Genomic DNA, 19,837 nt, shown 5'->3' with positions numbered 1-19,837 from the left:
AGCCCGCGTCCCCTTCTTCGTTTCGGAAATACCTCGGGAGGGTGCGGGAGGGCAGAGCCCTCCCGCCGGGTCGGATGGGCGCAGCCCATCCGAGGACCTCCTCAGACCTCTTCGATCCGGATGGCGACAGGGTCGCCCTCGACCACGCCGGTGGTCCCGAGACCCGCGAGCGCCTCGTCCACCGCGGCGCGAGTGCAGGTGTGGGTGACGATGATCACCGGCGCGGTACCCTCGTCGTGGCCGTATTGGCGCATCCGGTTGATCGACACGCCGGCATCGCCCAGCACCTGGGCGACCTTGGCAAGTGCACCGGGTTTGTCCATCAGCGACATGCGCAGGTAATAGGCGGCCGGGACGGTGGCCTTGGCCGGCCGAGTCTCGACCAGGGCGGTCGCGGCCTTGCCGAAGGTGGAGATCGTGATGCCGCGTGCGATGTCCATGACGTCGCCCATCACCGCGCTCGCGGTCGGGCCTTCGCCGGCCCCGGCGCCGCGCATGACGATCTGGCCCACGCTGTCGCCCTCGATCACCACCATGTTCGTGCCGCCCTCGAGCTGGCCCAGGGGCGAGGCGGCAGGGACGAGGCAGGGCGACATCCGCTGCTCGAGCCCGCGTCCGGTCATCTGGGCCACGCCCAGGAGCTTGATGCGGTAGCCCATGTCGGCTGCCTGCTCGATATCCGCGATCTGGATGCGCTCGATCCCCTCGAGTTCCACCCCGTCGAAATCGACCTGCGTGCCGAAGGCGATGGAGGAGAGGAGCGAAAGCTTGTGGCCCGCGTCGATCCCGCCCACGTCGAGCTGCGGATCGGCCTCGAGAAAGCCCAGCTTGTCGGCCTCGTCGAAGACCACGTCGTAGGGCAGTTCCGCGTCGTACATCCGCGTCAGGATGTAGTTGCAGGTGCCGTTCATCACGCCCATGACGCGGGTGATCTCGTTGCCTGCGAGCCCCTCGGTCAGCGCCTTGATCACCGGGATGCCGCCCGCGACGGCCGCCTCGAAGCGCAGGACCACGCCCGCCTCCTCGGCGGCTTCCGCGATGGCCTGGCCGTGATGGGCCAAGAGCGCCTTGTTGGCGGTGACCACGTGCTTGCCGGCCGCGATGGCGGCTTCGACCGAGGCCTTGGCCGGGCCGTCCGAGCCGCCCATGAGTTCGACGTAGACATCGACATCGTCGCGGGTGGCGAGGCTGACGGGATCGTCTTCCCAGTCGTAGGGCTTCAGGTCCACGCCCCGATCCTTGGCGCGGTTGCGCGCCGAGACGGCGGTGATCGCCACCGGGCGGCCGGTGCGTTCCTCGATGAGCTTGGCGTGTTTGCGCACGATGCGAATGACGCCGACGCCGACGGTGCCCAGACCGGCGATGCCGAGGCGAAGCGGGGCGGGGTTGGACATGGCGGCTCTCCTTGCGAAAATCCCCGTCCCCTTAGCCAAACCCGGGCCGGGGTGCAATCGCTCGCGGTGTTGCGCCGCGCCGGGGCGCGTCGCGAGGGGCCGCGCTGACGCGCGGCGAGGGGCTCTGCCCCTCGGCCCGCGAAGCGCGGGCCTCACCCCGAGGTATTTCTCAAACGAAGAAGGGGGTGCTCAGTCCTTGAAGTCGGGCGCGCGCTTCTGCATGCCAGCCATGACCGCCTCCATCTGGTTCGGCGTGCCGATCAGCGCTTCCTGCACCCGGCTTTCGGCCAGGAGGGTATCGGCCGGCGAGGTCTGCTCGGTCTCGGTAATGAGGGCCTTGGCCGCACGGATCGCGTCTGGGGATTTCTGCGCGATGGCACGGGCCAGTTCCATGGCGCGCGCGAGCGGGTCGTCGGCGATTTCCGTCACCGCGCCCCAGTCGCGGGCGGCCTGCGCGTCGAAGACCTCGGCGGTGTAGGTGAGCCGGCGCAGCACGTCGCCGCGCATCAGCCGGCGGGCCAGGTGCATGCCGCCCATGTCGGGGATGATGCCCCACTTTGTTTCCATGATCGAGAAACGCGCGTCGCGGCCCGCGATGCGCATGTCGGCGCCGAGCGCGATCTGGAAGCCGCCGCCGTAGGTGTGCCCCGAGACCGCCGCGATCACCGGGACCGGGCATTCGGCCCAGACCATCGCGGTGGCCTGGAACAGGTTGGAGATGCCGTGGGTGCGGGCCTGGAAGCCGTTCTTGGCCGCGTCCTGCGCGATCGTGGCCATGGAGGCCATGTCGAGCCCGGCACAGAACGCCTTGCCCGCGCCGGTCAGCACAACCGCGCGCACGCCCCTGGTCTCCGACACCTCGCGCCCCGCGGCGACGATCGCCTCGATCTGCGCGGGGTCGAGGGCGTTCAGCTTGTCGGGCCGGTTCATGGTGACCCGGGCGACGTGGTCTTCGATCTCGATCGTGACGCGGTCGGTCATGTGTCAGCTCTCCGTCAGCGGGACGGGCACCATCGTGCCCATGAGTTTCGCGATGAGGGTGCGGGTGTCGCCGCTCTCGGCATGGACATCGGCCTCGACGATCGTCAGCCGGCGGCCGGGGCGGATGACACGGCCGATCGCGACCAGCCGGTCGCCGCGGCCGGGGGCGAGGAGGTGGATCTTGATCTCCGAGGTGACGATCTCGAACCCCTTGGGCAGGAGCGAGGAGGCGGCATAGCCCGCCGCGGTGTCCCCGATGGAAAAGGCCAGCCCGGCATGCGTCTGCCCCTGTTGCTGGAGCGTGCCAGGGGGGATGGTCGAGACGATCGTGGTGGTTCCCGGGGCGACCTCTTCGAGCGTGGCGCTCAGCGTTTCCATCATCGGCTGACGCGCGAAGCTCGCGCGCACGCGGGCCTCGTAATCCGGGTCTTTCGGTGTGAATGCCGTCATGGGCGCCTCCCTCGTCGCATCCTGTCGCCGGGCCGGGCGGGGGGCAAGCGTGACGCGACGGCGGCTCAGCGTGGCATCGGGATGGGAACCGGGCGCGGGCCCGTGAGCACGGCGCGCGCGTCGGCGGCCATGAGGGCGGTGAGCGCCGGGTCGGTGCTGCGCAAGCCGCCTGTATAGGTGCCGTAGGCGGGCAGGATCAGGCGCTGCCGATCGGCCAGCAGGCAGGGGCGCGCGCGTCCGGCGATGCGCGCCTTGGGGTGGTAGTGCCCGGACACTTCGCCCACGGCGTCGGCCGTCGCGATGTGGCGGAAGGTCAGCGGTCCAAGGGTGAGCGCGTCGCGGTGCGTGCCGCCCAGTTCGACGGGCCCCGGGTCGTGGTTGCCCTCGATCCAGACCCAGCGCCGGCCCGCCATGAGCCGGGCGATCCAGAGCGCGACGGGCTCGTCGAGCCCCGCCGCCGCCGCGTCGTCGTCGAAACTGTCGCCGAGGCAGATGACCGTGGTCGCCGCGGTCGCGTCGATGTCCGCCTGGAGCCGGGTCAGCGTCTCGCGTGCCTCGTAGGGCGGGAGAAGCGCGCCGGCCCTGCGCGCATAGCGTTCCGACCGCCCGAGGTGCAGGTCGGAGACGCAGAGCAACCCCTCGTCCGGCCAGTGGAGCGCGCCGGAGGGCAGGAAATCGAGCGTCGCGTCGCGGAAGGTGAAGCGGTAGGTGTTCATGGTCCGTTCTTTCGCGCATGGACCCGGCCGATGCAAGGGGCCGCGCTCAGGCGAGCCCGGCTTCGCGCATCAGGGCTTCCGCCTCGGCCTGGATCAGCGCCTCGCGCCCCGCGCCTTCGACGGGCACACGGCCAGCTTCGAGGAAGAGAGGGGCGGCGAAGGGGGTGACGCGGTCGGTGATCACGTGGTCGACGCGGGCATCGGTGCGGTCGAGCATCTCCTCGATCCGGCCGAAATCGATCAGGCCGCGCATCGCCTCTTCGCGCGTGATGTCGAGGAGCAGGTGGTTCGGGTCGTACTTGCGCAGCGTGTCGTAGAGGATGGCGGAGGAGAACGTGGCCTGCCGCCCGGAGGCGCGGGTGCCGGGGAAATTGCGCGGGGTGAGGCCCGCGATGTTCGCCACCGCCTTGAAGCTGCGCTTCATCAGCGCGTTTTCCGACAGCCAGCCTTCGAGCGCATCGACAAGATCCTGGCGGGAAAAGAGAAATGCCGGCTCCTCGACCGGGTGCAGCCCCCAGATGAGCGTCGCGTAATCGGTGGCCACGAAGCCCAGGGGGCCCAGTCCGGCCTCTTCCATCCGGCGGGTGAGGAGAAGCCCGAGGGTCTGCATCGCACCGCGCCCGGCGAAGCCGTAGATCACCGTCTGCGCGCGCCCGTAATGGGGGAAGCTCTCGACCAGGATGCGACCCGCCTGCGGCAGGTGGCTGACCTCGCGCTGGAGGCCGATCCATTCGCGCGTATGGGCGGGCAGGGCGGTGAGGTCGACACGGTGGATGAGGCGCAGGATGCGTTCGGACAGCTGGGTCGAGGTGGCGAACTTGGAGCCGGCGAATACAGCGATCTTGGGTTTTCGGCCACGGTCGTGGGAGACGTCGACGAACATCTCCTTGAGGCTCTCGAACCGCACGATCCTGCCGCCGATCAGGAAGGTATCGCCGGGGGTGAGGGAGGCCGCGAAGCCTTCTTCGACCTCGCCAAGCTGCTTTCGGTTCTGGCGCATCCGGACCTTGAGCGTGTCGGTGTCCTGGATCGTGCCGATGTTCATGCGAATGAGCTGCGTGGCGCGCGGGTCGCGCAGTTGCCACAGGCCATCGGCGCGTTGTTTCAGCCGCTGCCAGCGGTCGTAGGCGCGCAGGGCGTAGCCGCCGGTGGCCACGAAGTCGAGGCATTCGTCGAACTGGGCGCGGGTGAGCGCGGCGTAGGGGCCGGCGCGCGTGACCTCGGCGAACAGCGCGTCGGCGTCGAAGGGGGCCGAGCAGGCGGCGATCAGGATGTGCTGACACAACACGTCGCGCGGTCCGGGGCCGCGCGGGTCGCCGTCGAGGTCACGGGCCAGCACCGCCTCGAGCGCGGCCTGGCATTCGATCACCTCCCAACGGTTGGCGGGCACCAGCAGCGCACGCGAGGGGGCGTTGTAGCGGTGGTTGGCGCGCCCGATCCGTTGCACGAGGCGCTTGACGTTCTTGGGGGCGCCCACTTGCACCACGAGGTCCACGTCGCCCCAGTCGAGGCCCAGGTCGAGCGTGCCGGTGCAGACGATCGCGCGCAGGTCGCCCGCGACCATCGCCGCCTCGACCTTCTTGCGCTGGTCGAGGGCGAGCGAGCCGTGGTGGATGCCGATCGGCAGCCCTTCATCGTTGGCGAGCCAGAGGTTGTGAAAGAAGATCTCCGCCTGCGCGCGGGTGTTGTGGAAGATGAGCGTGGTCTTGTGCTTCTTCACTTCTTCCAGCACGTCGGGGATCGCGTAGGCCGCACCACCCCCCGACCAGGGCGGGGGCGCGGTTGTCGTGAGCATCGCGATATCCGGGTCGGGGCCGGGATCGGCGGTCAGGACGGGGCAACCGCCTGCCATGAAGAAACGCGACAGGGCCGGGGGATCTTCGACCGTGGCCGACAGGCCCACGCGGCGCAGGTCGGGGCGCAGGGTTTGCAGCCGCGCGAGGCAGAGCATCAGCTGGTCGCCGCGTTTCGATTCCGCCAGCGCATGCACCTCGTCCACCACCACGCGTTCGAGGTTGGCGAAGACACGCGGCGCGTCCTCGTAGCTCAAGAGCAGGGCAAGGCTTTCGGGCGTGGTGAGCAGGATCTCGGGCGGATCGGCGCGTTGGGCCTTCTTGCGGGCCTGGGTGGTGTCGCCCGAGCGATCCTCGACCCGGATCGGGAGGCCCATCTCCGCGATCGGGCCGGTGAGGTTGCGGCGCATGTCCGCAGCCAGCGCTTTCAGCGGCGAAATGTAGAGAGTGTGCAAGCCTTTACGCGGATTTTCGGTCAATTCGACCAGCGTAGGCAGGAAACCTGCAAGCGTTTTGCCCCCGCCCGTGGGCGCGACAAGAAGCGTCGCCGGGTCGCCGCCGCGCGCCAGCATCTCCAACTGGTGCGGATGCGGGTGCCAGCCCTTGGCGGCGAACCAGCTGTCGATCTCGGGGGGCAGGGCGGTCATGCCCTGCAAGATAGGCGTGCGCTGCGCGGATGTCAGCGCACGATCGTTTCATCCCTCACGAACATGTTGGCCCAGGCCCGGTCCACCAGCTCCGGCGTCATCCGGTAGGGGATGTCTTCGAAGTCGCAGATCGCGATCATCTGGTCGATCAGGAACACCGGTTGATAGTTCGCATAGACGTTGTCGATCGTCGGGTACTTTCGCTTGAGCAGGTGCACCAGCGACGTTTCGTCCAGCGCCATGCCCTTCTTCTTGGCCACCAGCGCGAAGATCTTGAGGAAATTCTCCTGGTCCGGCCCGTCGATCTTGATCTTGAAGAAGATCCGGCGCAGCGCCGCCTTGTCGAAGATCTCGTTCGGGTGGAAGTTGGTCGAGAAGATCACCAGCGTGTCGAACGGCACCTCGAATTTCTCGCCCGATTGCAGCGCGAGGATATCCTTCGACTCCTCGAGCGGCACGATCCAGCGGTTGATCAGCGACTGCGGCGAATCCGCCTGGCGCCCGAGGTCGTCGACGATGAAGACGCCCCCCGTCGACTTGAGCTGAAGCGGCGCCGTGTAGGTCCGCGCGGTGGGGTTGTAGACAAGGTCGAGCATGTCGAGCGTCAGTTCCCCGCCGGTGACGACCGTGGGCCGCTGGCACCTCACGTAGCGCCGGTCGAACTTGTTCGACGTGCGGCGCAGGGAATTGGGGTCGTCGACCTGTTCCTCGGCCGCCGAATGGACGATCGGGTCGTAGACCGTGATCACCTGCCCGGAATACAGGATCGCGCGCGGCACGTAGATCTTGTCGCCAAGCGCGTCGCGGATGCCGTTGGAGATCGAGGATTTCCCGTTGCCCGGGGGGCCATACATCAGGATCGACCGGCCCGACCCGACGGCCGGACCCAGATGATCGAGAAGCTCGCTGGGCAGGATCAGGTGCCCCATCGCCTTGGTCAGCTGGTCGCGCGTGATTCGGATGTTCTTGATCGACTGGCGCTCGACCTGTTCGTAGTACTTGTCGAGCGGCACGGGCATCGCGCCGTAGTATTCCGACTGCGACAGCGCATCGAGCGCGCGCGCCTTGCCGTTGTCCGACAGCCGATATCCCATCTCGTTGCCCGAGGTCGCATGGAGCGTGCCGGTCGCTTCGACCAGGCCCTGGTCGCGCGCGTTGTCGATCAACTCCTGCGTGACCCGCGTGGGCAGGCACAGAACGCGTTCGAGCTTCGAGACATGCTCCAGGTTCATCCGGAACATGGTCTTGAGGAGGATGTCGCGCATCATCACGGGGGAGAGCCCGGTGTCCTCCATCTGTCGGCACGGCGGCGGCGCCTCGACACCCGAGGTGGCCATCTCTGTCTGCATATTCATCGTGTGCTCGTTGCCCGATTTTTTTCCGCTTTGCGTCCCGTCGCCACCGCAAATCCCGTATAGTCGGGCCAGGGTGCCGGGCGCACCTTCAACAAAAACCAAGAAATCGGCGAAAAGAGGGCAGAATGGGCAAGACAAACGGCAAATTGCTGCTTGGGGTGTTCGCGCTGATCATCCTGGTGCTGGGCGGCACGGCGCTGGCGAAGGGCGGCTTCTACCTGGGCAAGCACGAAGGCGACACGCTGCACCTGCTCCAGATGGTGTTTCGCATGGCCGAAGGGGACTGGCCGCATCTCGACTTCGTCACCCCCATCGGCGTGCTGGCCGTCGCGCCCATCGCCTGGCTCGTGTCCTTGGGGCTGGGGGTCGGGCACGCGATCCTGTGGTCGCAGGTGATCGTGGCGCTGGTCGCGCTGCCCGCGATCTGGTGGGTGGCCCGGTCGCGGTTCACGGGGATCTGGGCCTATGCCTTCGGCGCGGTCGTCCTGATCCTGATCCTCGCGCTGGTGCACGGCGAAACCACACGCGCCACGTCGATCTCGATGCATTACAACCGCTGGGCCTGGGCGGCGGCGTTCCTTGCCATCGCGACCGCGATCCTGCCCGCGCGGGTCGAGAACCGGGTGGCCGACGGGGCCGTGATCGGTGCGGCGATGGCCGTGCTGTTCCTGACCAAGGCGACCTATATCCTTGCCTTCTTCCCGCCGGTGCTGGTGGCCCTGATCGGGCGGCACGCCTGGCGAACCATCGCTTCAGGGGTGATCACCGGCCTGGTCGTGATGGTCGCGCTGACGGTGGCGGCGGGCACGCCGGTGGTGTGGCTCGCCTACCTGCGCGACCTGATGATCGTCGCGGCCTCCGAGACGCGGCCACAGCCGGGCCATCCGTTCAACGTGGTCGTGGGGGCGCCCGCCTACATGGCCGGGTCCATCGCGCTGCTGTTGTCGGTGATCTGGCTGAGACAGGCGGGCCGCAAGCTCGAGGGGCTGGTGCTTCTGATCCTGGTGCCGGGCTTCTTCTACGTCACCTTCCAGAATTTCGGGAACGACCCCCAGTGGCTGCCGCTCCTGGGCCTGATCCTGGTCATGCTTCTGCCCGCGGCGGGCCTGCGCAATGGCATGGGCTGGGACATGCGGCAGGTGATGACGACGACGGCAGTGGCGGCTTTCGCCTTCGGCCTGCCGTCGCTCATCAACCTGACTTATTCGCCGTTCCGCCACCTGACGGAGAAGCCCGAGGAATACACCGCGCTCATCCCTGGCTCGGGCATTCACGAGGACATCCGCACCTTCGGCCTGCGCGCCCATCGGCTCGATGCCAAGGTCGCGCTGGGCGGGCCGGACACGGTCTATGCCAAGTATTACGATCCGGAGTTCCGCGAGGGCGAAGTGATCGACTGGAAGGGCGAGACCCTGCCTGTCTGCGTCACCGAGGTCGGGATGGTTGCCTGGTTCCAGACCATGGCGGACACGCTGAACGAGACGGTCGACACGGAGGGCAAGACCGCCTTCGTGGCCGACATCCTGAACGGGTACTGGCTCTTCGGTGCGTTCGAGCCGCTGGAGGGCAACGCGCCGTGGTATTACGGCGGGCTCACGGGGCTTGCGCAGGCCGATTACGTGGTCGTGCCGGTCTGCCCGCAGTCGCTTCTCGTGCGCAACACGATCCTCGAGGAGTTGAAGGAAGAAGGCCCGGAGATGACCGAGGTCGCGCGCAACGCGCAATTCATTCTCTACGCGCTCGAGCGGTAAGGGGCAGGGCGTCAGGCGCCGCCCGTGGCCACGATGGCGAGATAGGCGACCAGCGCGATCCCGAGGCACAGGCCCATCGGGAAATCGTCGCGTTCCCAGCTTTCCCAGTGGGCCGTGGCGCTACGCACGCCTGGCACCCGCTTGGCGAGCCGGTGGGCGACGAAACCGAAAAGGATCGCGATCGCAAGGACATAGCCGAACATCGCGATATCGCCAAGGGCCACGAAAGGCGCCATCGCGGCCGCGAATTTCGCGTCGCCCGCGCCCAGAAGCCCGGCCGCGTTCATCACGAAACCCAGGAGCAGGACCACGCCGAGGTGGGCGTAGCGCCAGAGATACTCGGGCAGGGTGAACGCCCCGAGCGCGACAAGCCCGAGGCCCGCCGCGGCGAAGACCACGAACAGCGCCATCACGGCCTTGTTCGGGATCTTCATGCGGCTCATGTCGCTCACCGCGACCCAGACCGCGATCACGGTGGCGAAGGGCAGGAAGACGAGCCCCGCGAGAGCCGGCTGGACGCTCGTCATCCGTTCGAAACGTTCGCTTCCAGGGCCCGCAGCGCGCGCACGGCCTCTTCGAAATGCTGCGGATGGGTGTCGATCGCCTCCTGCAGAAGCGTCTTGCCGATCACGAGGTCACCCTGCTTGATCGCGGCCAGCCCCAGCGTGTGAAGGAGTTGTGCCCGCTCGATCTGGTTCATGTCGAGCACGGGCATGTCGTACTTGCCCTGCGCGCCCCGCGCCATGACCAGGTTGTTCTTGGCGGTGAACATGTCCGGGTCGTAGGTCAAAGCCTCGCCGAAGAGCCGTTCGGCCCCGGCGAAATCGCCACGGGTGAGCTTGGAATAGCCCCAGTTGTTCAGCGTGCCCGCAGGCTGCGTCGTCAGGCCCACCGCGGTTTCGTAGAAACTGTCGGCGCGTTTCCAGTCCTCGTCGCTGTCGGCCACCATCGCCTCGAGCCGGTAGCGCTCGAAGGTTTCGTGGGTGGGGGGCACGCGGTCGAGTTCGGTCTTGGCCTTGGCCCAGTCGCCCGCGCGGATATAGGCATCCGCCAGTTCCACGCGGTCGCGCGCGGTGCCCTCGGGGCTGTTGGCGACCTCGGTCCAGACGCTTGCGGCTTCGGACGCCTTGCGCGCCTTGACCAGCGACTGGGCGAGCCCGCGCTTGAGGTCGATCCGGTCGGGGTCCTTCGCGGCCGCGCGGCGGAAATAGGCGACCGCCTCTTCCGGGTCGCCGACCGTCAGCATGATGTCGTTGAGGTTCGCTTCGTCGATGACGTTGACGCCCGCGACGGCGCGTTCGACTTCTTCGTCGCTCATCTGGCTTTCACAGCCGGCAAGCGTGACCAGCCCGATCAGGGCGGACATGACAAGCGGATGGCGCATGGCCTGCATCCTTTTCCTGCTCTCCTCGGCGGATCCGCTTCTTGTCCCTTGCGCCGTTTTTCCGGCGTCTAGCGCGACCCGAGCAGCAGGTAGTCCCCGCGTCCGCGTCGCATCAGGGCGAATTCCGCACTTTCTGCCTCGCCATCATAGGCGAGGTTTTCCTGTTTTGCGAGCGCGCGGTTGAGGTTTTCGCGGATGGAGTCCGTTTTGCCACTGTCGGCGCCGAAGGCGACCTTGAAGACGCGCACGGCCTCGCCGACCTGGCCGATTTCCATGAGCACGACGCCCAGGTTGTTCCAGGCGGGCGCGAAGCCGGGATCCTCCTTGGTGGCCTGGCGCAGGATGCGTTCCGCCTGGCCCAGCCGCCCGAGACGCAGGTTGGCCGACCCGATGGCCGACAGCGTGTCGACGGTCATGCCGCGCTCGGCGGCCGCCCGGAGGTAGGCCTTCAGCGCCAGCTCGTATTCCCCGGCTTCCATGAGGCGATGGCCGACGATGAGCCCGTCGACGCTGTCCTCGCCCGCCGGCAGGGCATCGGGGGCATAGGCATTGTCACCGGTGTTGCCCAATCCCCGCGCCGTGTCGCAGGACGACAGGGCGACGAGGATCATGATCATTGCGAGAATGGATGTGGCTGCCCGGGCCAAGTGGCGCGTCCCTTTTTCCTGTCGGGGCGCGCCGGTTGCGCGCCTAGAAGCTGATGCTTCTCAGTGTCTTGTACACTTCGTAGACCGACGGTCCAATCAGGATGATCAGAAGCGGCGGCACGGTCAGCATCATTGTGGCAAGCGTCATCTTGGTGGGCAAGGTGTTTGCCTTCTCCTCGGCCCGCATCACGCGCTTGTCGCGCATTTCGCCGGCGTAGACGCGCAGCGCCTCGGCGATCGAGGTGCCGAAGGAGGTCGACTGGATCAGCACCGTCACGAAGGAGGCGACGTCGGGCACGCCGCAGCGGTCGCCCATGTCGCGCAGGACCTGGATGCGCTCCTTGCCGGCCTTCATTTCCCAGGCGACGATCTCGAACTCGTCGGCCAGCGACGGGTAGCCCGAGCGCATTTCCTTGGCGACGCGGATGATCGACTGGTCAAGCGACTGGCCCGCTTCCACGCAGACGAGCATCATGTCGAGCGCATCGGGAAAACCGTTGGTGATCTCTTCCTTGCGCGCCTCGACGCGGCGGGTGATCCAGTATTTGGGCGCCATGTAGCCCACGGCGCCGGGCACGATCACGGTAAGCATCATCTGCTGGGGCGTTGCATTGTCGGCGTTCACGAAGAACGCGTAGATCAGGCCCAGGAACAGCATGCCGATGCCGAGCGCGAACTGCGCGAAGTGGAACGTGCGCACCGCGTTCTTGCCCGGGTAGCCCGCCTGCAGAAGCTTGAGCTGGATCTGGGAATATTCTTCCTTATCCTGCGGCTCGAGGAAACCCTTGTACTTCTCGAGCTTGTCCCCCATCCCGCTCTCGACCCGGCGCAGGGCGGTGTGGTCCTCTTCCAGCTCCTGCTGGCTGCGCTTGAGCTTGTCGAGCGGGTCGTCGGGTTTCTTGAGCAGCAGCGGCAGGGCCGCGACGATCATGATCAGGCCGAGCCCGCCCAGGGCGAGCAGGGGGCCGAAGGGACCGAGCTGATCGGTCAGCATCTGCGTCAGGGTGTCGAGCATGATCCGGTCCTCACACCTTGATGTTGGTCAGCGTCTTCATCACGAACCAGTTCGCGACAAGGAAACCGACGCAGACGAGGGCCGCCGGGATGAAGAACCCGGTTTCCTTCACGTCGTCGTAATAGTTCGGCTGGATCACGTTGATCATCACCACGGCCAGCACCGGGAAGCCCGACAGGAAGGCGCCGGACCATTTCGCTTCCGCCGTGATCGCCTTCACGCGGCGAAACAGCTTGAAGCGCGAGCGGATCACCTTGGCGAGTCCCTCGAGGATTTCGGCCAGGTTGCCGCCCGATTGCTGCTGGATGGTCACCGCGACCGCGAGGAAGCGGAGATCCTGCATGTCCATGCGTTCGGCCATCGCCTTGAGGCTTTCGCCCACGTCGCGGCCATAGGCGCTTTCGTCCGCGATCACGCCGATCTCCGAGCCCAGCGGGTCGGGCACTTCCTTGGCCACGATCTGGATCGCCGAGGAAAACGGGTGGCCGACGCGCAGGCTGCGCACCATGAGCTCGACCGCGTCCGGAAGCTGCTCTTCGAAAAGCGCCATGCGCTTCTTGGCCTTGCCGTTGATCCAGACATACACCCCGCCCACGCCCATCGCGATGGAAACGAGGATGCGCACGCCCGGCGCCGCGCTCGTGCCCATCGTCAGGCCCAGGTAGGCGACCATCGCCAGTCCCGCCATCACCATGATGAGCTGACGCGGGGTGAAGGCGATGTTGGCCTTCTGCGCCTTCTCGGCCAGCAGCGAATAGAGCGGGAAGCCCTTCGCGTTCATGTGCTGGTGCATTTCCTTGCGGAGTTGTTCCAGCACCTGTTCGCGGCCCACGCCCTTCTCGAGCATGTCGAGGCGGCGGTTCACCCGGCTGTTCAGGCTGATCGATTTGCCGAACACGGTCAGGTAGACGCCTTCGACCAGCAGCAGCACGGCGATGAAGATCACGCCATAGATGATGATATCGGACGAGAACGGCATCGGGTTACTCCGCGACCAGGGGTTCGAAGATCGAGGGCGGCAGGTCGTAGCCCCACTGGCGGAACCGTTCCGAGTAGTGCGAGCGCACGCCGGTCGCGTTGAAGCGGCCGATGATCTTGCCCTCGGGCGTCAGCCCGAGACGCTCGTAGCGGAAGATTTCCTGCATGGAGATGACATCGCCTTCCATCCCCGTGATCTCGGTGATCGAGACCATCCGGCGCGAGCCGTCCTGCAGGCGGCTGGCCTGCACGATCAGGTGGACAGCGCTGGCGATCTGGCTGCGGATCGCCTTCACCGGCATCTCGATCCCGGCCATCGCGACCATGTTCTCGAGACGCGAGATCGCGTCGCGGGCCGAGTTGGCGTGGATCGTGGTCATCGACCCGTCGTGGCCGGTGTTCATGGCCTGCAGCATGTCGATGACCTCTTCGCCGCGGGTCTCCCCCACGATGATGCGGTCGGGACGCATGCGCAGCGCGTTCTTCAGACAATCGCGCTGGGAAACCGCGCCCTTGCCCTCGACGTTGGCCGGGCGGCTTTCCATCCGGCCCACGTGGGTCTGCTGAAGCTGAAGTTCCGCCGTGTCCTCGATCGTGAGGATGCGTTCGCTGTCGTCGATGAAGGAGGACAGCGCGTTGAGCGTGGTGGTCTTACCCGAACCCGTGCCGCCCGAGACGATCACGTTCAGACGGGTCGACACCGCGGCCTGCAGGTAGGCGGCCATCTCTTCCGAGAAGGCGCCGAACTTGACCAGGTCGTCGATGCCCAGCTTGTCCTTCTTGAATTTCCGGATCGACACGAGGCTGCCGTCCACCGCGATCGGCGGAACCATCGCGTTGAAGCGCGACCCGTCGGCCAGGCGCGCGTCCACGCTCGGGTTCGACTCGTCCACCCGGCGCCCCACGGCCGAGACGATCTTGTCGATGATGCGCAGCAGGTGACGTTCGTCCTTGAAGGTCACGTCGGTCAGGCTGAGCTTGCCATTGCGCTCCACGAAGATCTGCTTGGGGCCGTTCACGAGGATATCGTTCACGTCGTCGTCCTTGAGCAGCGGCTCGAGCGGGCCGAGGCCGGTGACCTCGTCGTAGAGCTCGGAGTTGAGCTGCTGACGCTCGTCGCGGTTCAGGACCACGTTCATGTCCGACAGGACCTCGGCCGCGATCGACTGGATCTCGGCGCGCAGCTCCTTCTCCGGCGCGCTTTCCAGCGCGGACAGGTTCAGGTTGTCGAGCAGCTGCTTGTGCAGCTCGACCTTGATTTCCATCAGCCGGTCGCGCCGCTTGCGTTCCTTGTCGGCGGGCGAGGGGGCCGCGGGCTTGGTCTCGGCCACCATGCGCGGCTTCGCGGTCGGCGCGGGCGCCGCCTTCGGGGCCGGGGCCGCGGGCTTGGCGGGCGCCTGAGCGCCGCCGTCGATCGCTGCGAGTTTCGGCGCCTCCGGGCTGGCCGGCTTCCTGGCACCTGCTGGTTTCTTGTATTTCGAAAACACCTGGGCCGCTCCTATTTCCGCGCTTTCTTCTTCTTCCGGCCCCGCTTGCCCGCCTGTTCTTCTTCGTCGGCGGAGAGGGCATGAAGTTGGTCGGCGAGTTTCTGGATTTCCTTGCGCAGCGGGTTCTTGGCCGCCGCTTCGGCAAGCGGCACGCCGTGGTCGCCCGCCTGCACGATCTGCTTGCCGCCTTCGGGCATCTGCAGGTCGATCGAGATGTCGAGGCTTTCCGCCATGCGCTTCACGCGCCCCTTGCCGCTGAGGTCGGTGAACTTGGGCGCGCGATTGAGGATGTAGCGAAGTTTTTCCACCGGAAGGTCCTCGGACTTGAGGGCCCGGATCATCCGCAGCGTGTTCTGCGCCGAACGCATGTCGAGCTCGATGCTCGCGAAGTAGATATGGGCGGCCTGCAGAACCGTTTCGGTCCACTGCACCACGGCCGTCGGCATGTCGATGATCACGTAGTCGAAATTCGCCCGCGCCCGGGCGATCAGCGCGTCGACGTCGGCCGGGCCGATCAGGTCGAGCGGCAGCATGTCGGACGGCGCGGTGAGCACGTTGAGATGCTCGTTGAAGGTCAGGAGGGCCGCCATGAAGCTTTCGTCGTCCGCGGATTCCATGTCGGAAAGCAGCTCGTAGACGACTTCGCGGCGCGGCAGGTCGAGATAGGTCGAGACCGAGCCGAATTGCAGGTCGAGGTCGATCAGGCAGACGCGCGGGCTGTCGTCCTTGGTTATCGTGGCCAGTTCCCAGGCCAAGTTCACGGCCATCGTCGTGGCCCCGGTGCCCCCGGCCAGCCCGTGCATGGCGATCAGCACGCCGTGACGATCGGTCCCCGAGGGCTGCGGCGGCACGTTGGGCGCTTCGGCCTGCGGGGCGAGTGCCGGTTCCGGCGCACGCAGCCGTTCGATGGCATCGTGCAGCGCCCCGTCGGGGAGCGGGTAGGGGATGAATTCCTCGGCGCCCACCTTGAGCAGCTGGTGCAGCGCGATGGGGCTGACCTCCTCGGCGATGACGATCGCCTTGATGCCCTTCGCGGTCGCCTGGCGGATCACCTCGGCGATCTGGGCGAGGTTGGCTTCGTCCTGGTCGTCCATCGCGATCGCGATGAATTCGAGCGTGTCGCTTTCGGACTGCTGGAAGAACGCCAGCGCGTCGACGATGGACAGATCCCCCCAGGATTCGCCCATCTCCGCTTCCATGTCCTCGATCAGCAGGTCGAAGGCTTGGACATCGCGCGAGATCGTGCAGGCGACGATCGGCGCCGGCTCCTGCCCCTGGTCCTCTTCGCGCAGTGCGGTGTTCCCACTCATGCCTCGGTCCTTTCCTTAACGACCGTCCGGTTTCGGGCTTGCGGTTGCTTCGCGCACCCCCGGACGGGCCCCGCACGACTCGGTCGCACGGGCTGCTCGCAAGTCTGGAATGTCATGGGTAAGTTGGGCGACATTTTGTCGGAATGCGCGAAATTATGCGATGAATTGAGACGATAAAGCTATCTGCTGGATGGCTGTTTCCCACACGACAACGAAGAAACAATGCGCAGCCGAATCGGGACTTGGAATCAAGTAATTGAAAAAGCTTGGAAAAGTCGGGGGAGGGCGGCGTCAGCCGCCGCCCTGCGCCGCGGAAAGCAAGTTCTGAAGACCGCCATCGTTGCCCGGCGGGAACTCGGTCGCCGACTGCACGTATTCGCGGAACACGACCTCGGCGTATTTCCCGTTCAGGATCAAGGGGTCGTCCTGAACGAAGCCGGACACCTCCGTCACGGTGCGCCGGTTGCGGCGTTCGCGGTCGTCGGTGGGAATGAGCGGCATCGTTTCGCCATAGGTGACGACCGCCTGGACGCGGGCGCGGCTGATGCCGACGGAGGCGAAGTAATTCACCACCGCTTGCGCCCGCCGCAGGCCCAGTGTGCGGTTGTAGGCGGCCGAGCCGACCTTGTCGGTGTGGCCGAAAACGCGGAACGTGACTTCCGGGAACTGCTTGATGAAGCCGGCCTGGCGGGCCAGGATCTGGCGCGCTGTCGGATCGAGCACCGCCGAGTTGAAGGCGAAGTTGACCGTGTCCGGCACTTCCTCGTTGAACCGTTCGGCCAGGTCGATCACGTAGGACCGCTGGCCCGACTGGACGAGGAAATTGTTCTGCGTCGAGGCGCCGAACTCGGACCGCGCGGGGATCGCGCCGGCCTCGGGCCCGCCATAGGGCGTGCCGTAGTCGGAACAGCCTGCCGCGAGGGCGAGGGCCGAAGTGGTGGCGACGATCCGGGCGGTGCGGGTCAGGGCGGCCATGCTCAATCCTCCATCACGTAGCCGTAGGAGCCGGTGAAGTCCTGACGCGCCACTTCGCCCGCAGCGCCCGTGGTCGGGCGGTTGGGGGCGGCGGTTTCGCCGCGCAGGAACAGGTCCTTCTCCGACGGCGGGCGCACCCGGTCGGTGGGCAGTGCCAGCGCCTCGCCCCGGGTGGGGCTGACGAGATGCGGGGTGACGATGATCACCAGCTCGGATTGCGACCGCTCGTAATCGGCGGAGCGGAACAGCGCGCCCAGGATCGGCACGTCGCCGAGCCAGGGCACCTGGCCGTTCAGGTCGCGGAAGTCGTCCTGCAGGAGCCCGGCGATCGCGAAGCTCTGGCCGTCGCGCATCTCGACCACGGTCGAGGTTTCGCGGCGCGCGAAGGCGTTGACCGAGATCGAACCGTCGCCGTAGGTCACCGAATTGTCGAGACCGGAGACAGAAGCCGTCAGCTGCAGGTTGATGATGTCTTCATCGACCACGCGCGGCGTGAAGGTGAGCTCGACGCCGAAGGGCTTGTAGTCGATCATCACCGATCCGTTCTCCTGGACCGACGGGATCGGGTATTCGCCACCGGCGAGGAAGCTCGCCTGCTGGCCCGAGAGGGCGGTCAGGTTCGGCTCGGCAAGCGTGCGGACCATGCCCTTGTTTTCAAGGGCTTCCAGCATCACGGCGAACTGAAGCGCGCCGGCGTTGAAGCCGAAGGTGAAGGCCCCGGTGCGATCGCTGCCGGTCGAGACGAGGTCGCCGGTCACGGCGCTGTTGATGGCGGACTGGTTGCCCAGGGCGTTGGTCCCGACGGAGGCGCCGACGCCCCCGATGTCGGCCCCGAAGCCCAGCGAGGCGGAGAGCGACTTGGTCACCGAACGCTGCATTTCCGCGAAGCGCACCTTGAGCATGACCTGCTGGGTGCCGCCGACGGACATCAGGTTCGACACGCGGTCGGGCGCGTAGCGGGAGGCGAGGTCGAGCGCGCGGTCGAGCGCGGCGGCCGACGACACGGTGCCCGACAGGACGATGCCGTCGTTGGCGGTCCGGACCTCGATCGGTTCGCCCGGCAGGATCTGGCGCAGGCGTTCCTTGAACTCGGACATGTCCGGCGTGACCTGGACTTCGACGTTCGCGATGAGCGTGCCGTTGGGCGACAGCAGCGTCAGCGTCGTGCGCCCCTGCGATTTGCCCAGCACGTAGATCGTGCGGTCCGAAAGGGTGGAGATGTCAGCGATGCCGGGGTTGGCGATCGAGATTTCGGCGAAGGGTTCATCGCTTTCCACCACGACCGCGCGGTTCATCGGCACGTTCAGCGTTTCGGCGACCCCGCCGTCCAGCACACGCAGGTTCTGGGCGGACGCGGCGCTCGGCACGCTTGCCATCGCCAGCGCGACACCGGCCAGAATGGCCCTGAAGGTTCGGTCAAATCCCATGTGATCCTGCCTCTCCGATCACGTCTCTGTCTGCTCATCTTCGCGCGGGCGTGTCCCGCGGTCCGATTGTTTCGCCCGGTTGTCCGGGTCCGCCTGTTTCGGGTCACGGCCGTTTTTTCCGGCTCTTTCACCCCGAGTTGAACACACAATGCGTCAGTTTTCACTTTATTGCAAGAATCAAGGGCTTGGCCCCCGACATTGCTGTGGGCACCCCGCAACACGCGGGATGCCCATACCGTTCCGCCGGGGCGGTGAGGGTCATCAATTGGTCGGGCAGGGGATCGGCACTTCCACCGTTTCCGCGCCCTTGCGGGTACGCACCGTGCAGACTTCCTTCTCCGGCTTCGGCGCTTCCACCACCGCGGTCTCGATGCCCAGAAGCTCGTTCTGGTCGATCTCGACGGCATCGGCCACGCTTTCATCCTGCGTGCCGACAAGCGACAGCGACATGCGTCCGGTCGCCTGCGCCTGGGCCAATGCGGCCACCTGTTGCGGCGTGGCTTCCACGGTGACGGTGCGCGCCACCGTGGGGGCGGTGCGGTCCTGGTCGGCCATCTGGTCGACGGCGATGATCGGGATGTTGGTCTGGATCAGCTTGGTGACTTCCTGGGTGGTCACGTTGTCGACCGAGCCGCGGCCGGTCCAGTAGATGTCCACCTTGTCGCCGGGGCGCAGGAAGCCGGACACGCCGGAGGCCACGTCGACCCGGATCGCGAAGGCGCGCATCCCGGCGCCCAGCCGCGATGAAACGCCGGCGTCGGCGCCCGCGTCGGTGACCTTCACCGCGAGAAGCGCTTCGTCCTTCTCCATTGCACGCAGCACGGTGCGGAACCGCTTCTCCCCCTGCGGGAAGACTTCTTCGATGTCCTTGAAGGCGCCTTCCGGGATCGCGTTGACCGGGAAGCGTTCGAGGCGGATGTTCTCGTCGTTGATGCGGTCGCCGTAGCTCAGCTGCTCGTTGACCACGAAGATCTCGGCCGTCTCCACCATCTGCGCGCGTGCGGCGCGCTCCTGCTCGAGTGCGGCCTGGTAGTTCCCGATATAGTCGCGCGCCATGTAGACGGCGAAGCCGGCAAGAGCCACACCGATCACCAGCACGAGTCCGAAGACTGCTCGCATATCGTATCCTTTCCCATCTGTGCCGGTCGCCCGGCTACAAAGTCCCTGCCGTCTTCATGCTGCGAGAATGCGGCGAAATTCTGGACAAAGGGTGAATTTAAGCCGGTTTTCTTCGAAACCGGGATCAATCCCTGCGCGGGTATCAAAGGGAAAGGGCCGCGCCCATCAGGCACGGCCCCATTCCGGAGGTCCTTCAGATGACGCTCAGTGCGTCAGGATCGTCATGCCCGAGAGGCTGGACGAGACCTTGTCGGCCAGCGACGTGGTGCCGCCGGAAACCGAGGTCAGGNACCGCGATGCCAAGGCCGACGATGGCGGCGGTGAGGACAACCCAGTCCACGGTCACGGCGCCGTCTTCGTCTTTCTTGAAGCGGTTGAAGAGGTTCACGAGTTTCATTTTCATGTCTC

The 19,837-nt window shown here is 66.5% G+C and carries 17 protein-coding genes and 1 pseudogene; 1 reads left to right on the top strand and 17 read right to left on the bottom strand.

Going from position 1 to position 19,837, the window contains the following annotated elements; genetic code table 11:
• Positions 1–101: 101 nt before the first annotated feature.
• From GQE99_RS01900 to GQE99_RS01875, 6 genes are all read right to left on the bottom strand, one after another.
• On the bottom strand, positions 102–1,394 hold the full coding sequence (locus GQE99_RS01900) for a homoserine dehydrogenase (protein ID WP_161349889.1): 1,293 nt from the start codon (positions 1,392–1,394) through the stop codon (positions 102–104).
• Between the two features lie 189 nt (positions 1,395–1,583).
• Positions 1,584–2,375: a crotonase/enoyl-CoA hydratase family protein gene (locus tag GQE99_RS01895; protein ID WP_161349888.1), complete on the bottom strand. Its 792-nt coding sequence runs from the start codon at positions 2,373–2,375 to the stop codon at positions 1,584–1,586.
• 3 nt (positions 2,376–2,378) lie between these two features.
• Positions 2,379–2,825, bottom strand: coding sequence for a PaaI family thioesterase (locus GQE99_RS01890; RefSeq protein WP_161349887.1), 447 nt, complete (start codon positions 2,823–2,825; stop codon positions 2,379–2,381).
• 65 nt (positions 2,826–2,890) lie between these two features.
• Positions 2,891–3,541, bottom strand: coding sequence for a ligase-associated DNA damage response endonuclease PdeM (pdeM, locus tag GQE99_RS01885; protein WP_161349886.1), 651 nt, complete (start codon positions 3,539–3,541; stop codon positions 2,891–2,893).
• Between the two features lie 46 nt (positions 3,542–3,587).
• On the bottom strand, positions 3,588–5,981 hold the full coding sequence (locus GQE99_RS01880; RefSeq protein WP_161349885.1) for a ligase-associated DNA damage response DEXH box helicase: 2,394 nt from the start codon (positions 5,979–5,981) through the stop codon (positions 3,588–3,590).
• Positions 5,982–6,013: 32 nt separating this feature from the next.
• Positions 6,014–7,336: a P-loop NTPase family protein gene (locus GQE99_RS01875; protein WP_161349884.1), complete on the bottom strand. Its 1,323-nt coding sequence runs from the start codon at positions 7,334–7,336 to the stop codon at positions 6,014–6,016.
• 125 nt (positions 7,337–7,461) lie between these two features.
• Between GQE99_RS01875 and GQE99_RS01870 the strand changes: the two genes are divergently transcribed.
• On the top strand, positions 7,462–9,087 hold the full coding sequence (locus GQE99_RS01870) for a hypothetical protein (RefSeq protein ID WP_161349883.1): 1,626 nt from the start codon (positions 7,462–7,464) through the stop codon (positions 9,085–9,087).
• A gap of 11 nt (positions 9,088–9,098) precedes the next feature.
• Here GQE99_RS01870 and GQE99_RS01865 read toward each other — a convergent pair whose 3' ends face one another.
• The 11 genes and pseudogenes from GQE99_RS01865 to GQE99_RS01815 form a co-directional block, all read right to left on the bottom strand.
• The gene (locus GQE99_RS01865) at positions 9,099–9,614 is read right to left on the bottom strand and encodes a prepilin peptidase (RefSeq protein WP_161349882.1); all 516 of its coding nucleotides are present in this window, start codon (positions 9,612–9,614) and stop codon (positions 9,099–9,101) included.
• Positions 9,611–10,471 carry a tetratricopeptide repeat protein gene (locus GQE99_RS01860; RefSeq protein ID WP_161349881.1) on the bottom strand — a complete coding sequence of 287 codons (861 nt, stop codon included), beginning with the start codon at positions 10,469–10,471 and terminating at the stop codon, positions 9,611–9,613. The genes GQE99_RS01865 and GQE99_RS01860 overlap by 4 nt, the downstream gene beginning before the upstream one ends.
• A 68-nt stretch (positions 10,472–10,539) precedes the next feature.
• Positions 10,540–11,088, bottom strand: a complete 549-nt coding sequence (locus GQE99_RS01855) for a tetratricopeptide repeat protein (protein ID WP_161349880.1) — start codon at positions 11,086–11,088, stop codon at positions 10,540–10,542.
• A gap of 73 nt (positions 11,089–11,161) precedes the next feature.
• Complete coding sequence (locus GQE99_RS01850) at positions 11,162–12,133, bottom strand: type II secretion system F family protein (protein WP_161349879.1); 972 nt, start codon at positions 12,131–12,133, stop codon at positions 11,162–11,164.
• Between the two features lie 10 nt (positions 12,134–12,143).
• Positions 12,144–13,112, bottom strand: coding sequence for a type II secretion system F family protein (locus GQE99_RS01845; protein ID WP_161349878.1), 969 nt, complete (start codon positions 13,110–13,112; stop codon positions 12,144–12,146).
• Between the two features lie 4 nt (positions 13,113–13,116).
• A complete protein-coding gene (locus GQE99_RS01840) occupies positions 13,117–14,598 on the bottom strand; it encodes a CpaF family protein (RefSeq protein ID WP_328794027.1) in 1,482 nt (493 codons plus the stop codon).
• A gap of 11 nt (positions 14,599–14,609) precedes the next feature.
• Positions 14,610–15,908 carry an AAA family ATPase gene (locus GQE99_RS01835; RefSeq protein WP_161349877.1) on the bottom strand — a complete coding sequence of 433 codons (1,299 nt, stop codon included), beginning with the start codon at positions 15,906–15,908 and terminating at the stop codon, positions 14,610–14,612.
• A 291-nt stretch (positions 15,909–16,199) separates the two neighbouring features.
• Positions 16,200–16,883, bottom strand: coding sequence for an OmpA family protein (locus tag GQE99_RS01830; protein WP_161349876.1), 684 nt, complete (start codon positions 16,881–16,883; stop codon positions 16,200–16,202).
• Between the two features lie 2 nt (positions 16,884–16,885).
• Complete coding sequence (locus GQE99_RS01825) at positions 16,886–18,310, bottom strand: type II and III secretion system protein family protein (protein ID WP_161349875.1); 1,425 nt, start codon at positions 18,308–18,310, stop codon at positions 16,886–16,888.
• A 261-nt stretch (positions 18,311–18,571) separates the two neighbouring features.
• Positions 18,572–19,429, bottom strand: coding sequence for a Flp pilus assembly protein CpaB (gene cpaB, locus GQE99_RS01820; RefSeq protein WP_161349874.1), 858 nt, complete (start codon positions 19,427–19,429; stop codon positions 18,572–18,574).
• A gap of 204 nt (positions 19,430–19,633) precedes the next feature.
• Positions 19,634–19,826, bottom strand: a pseudogene (locus tag GQE99_RS01815) (Flp family type IVb pilin).
• Positions 19,827–19,837: the final 11 nt, after the last annotated feature.

The organism is Maritimibacter harenae (assembly GCF_009882975.1).
Taxonomy (GTDB): Bacteria; Pseudomonadota; Alphaproteobacteria; order Rhodobacterales; family Rhodobacteraceae; genus Maritimibacter; species Maritimibacter harenae.
This window is presented reverse-complemented; position numbering and strand designations above follow the sequence as displayed.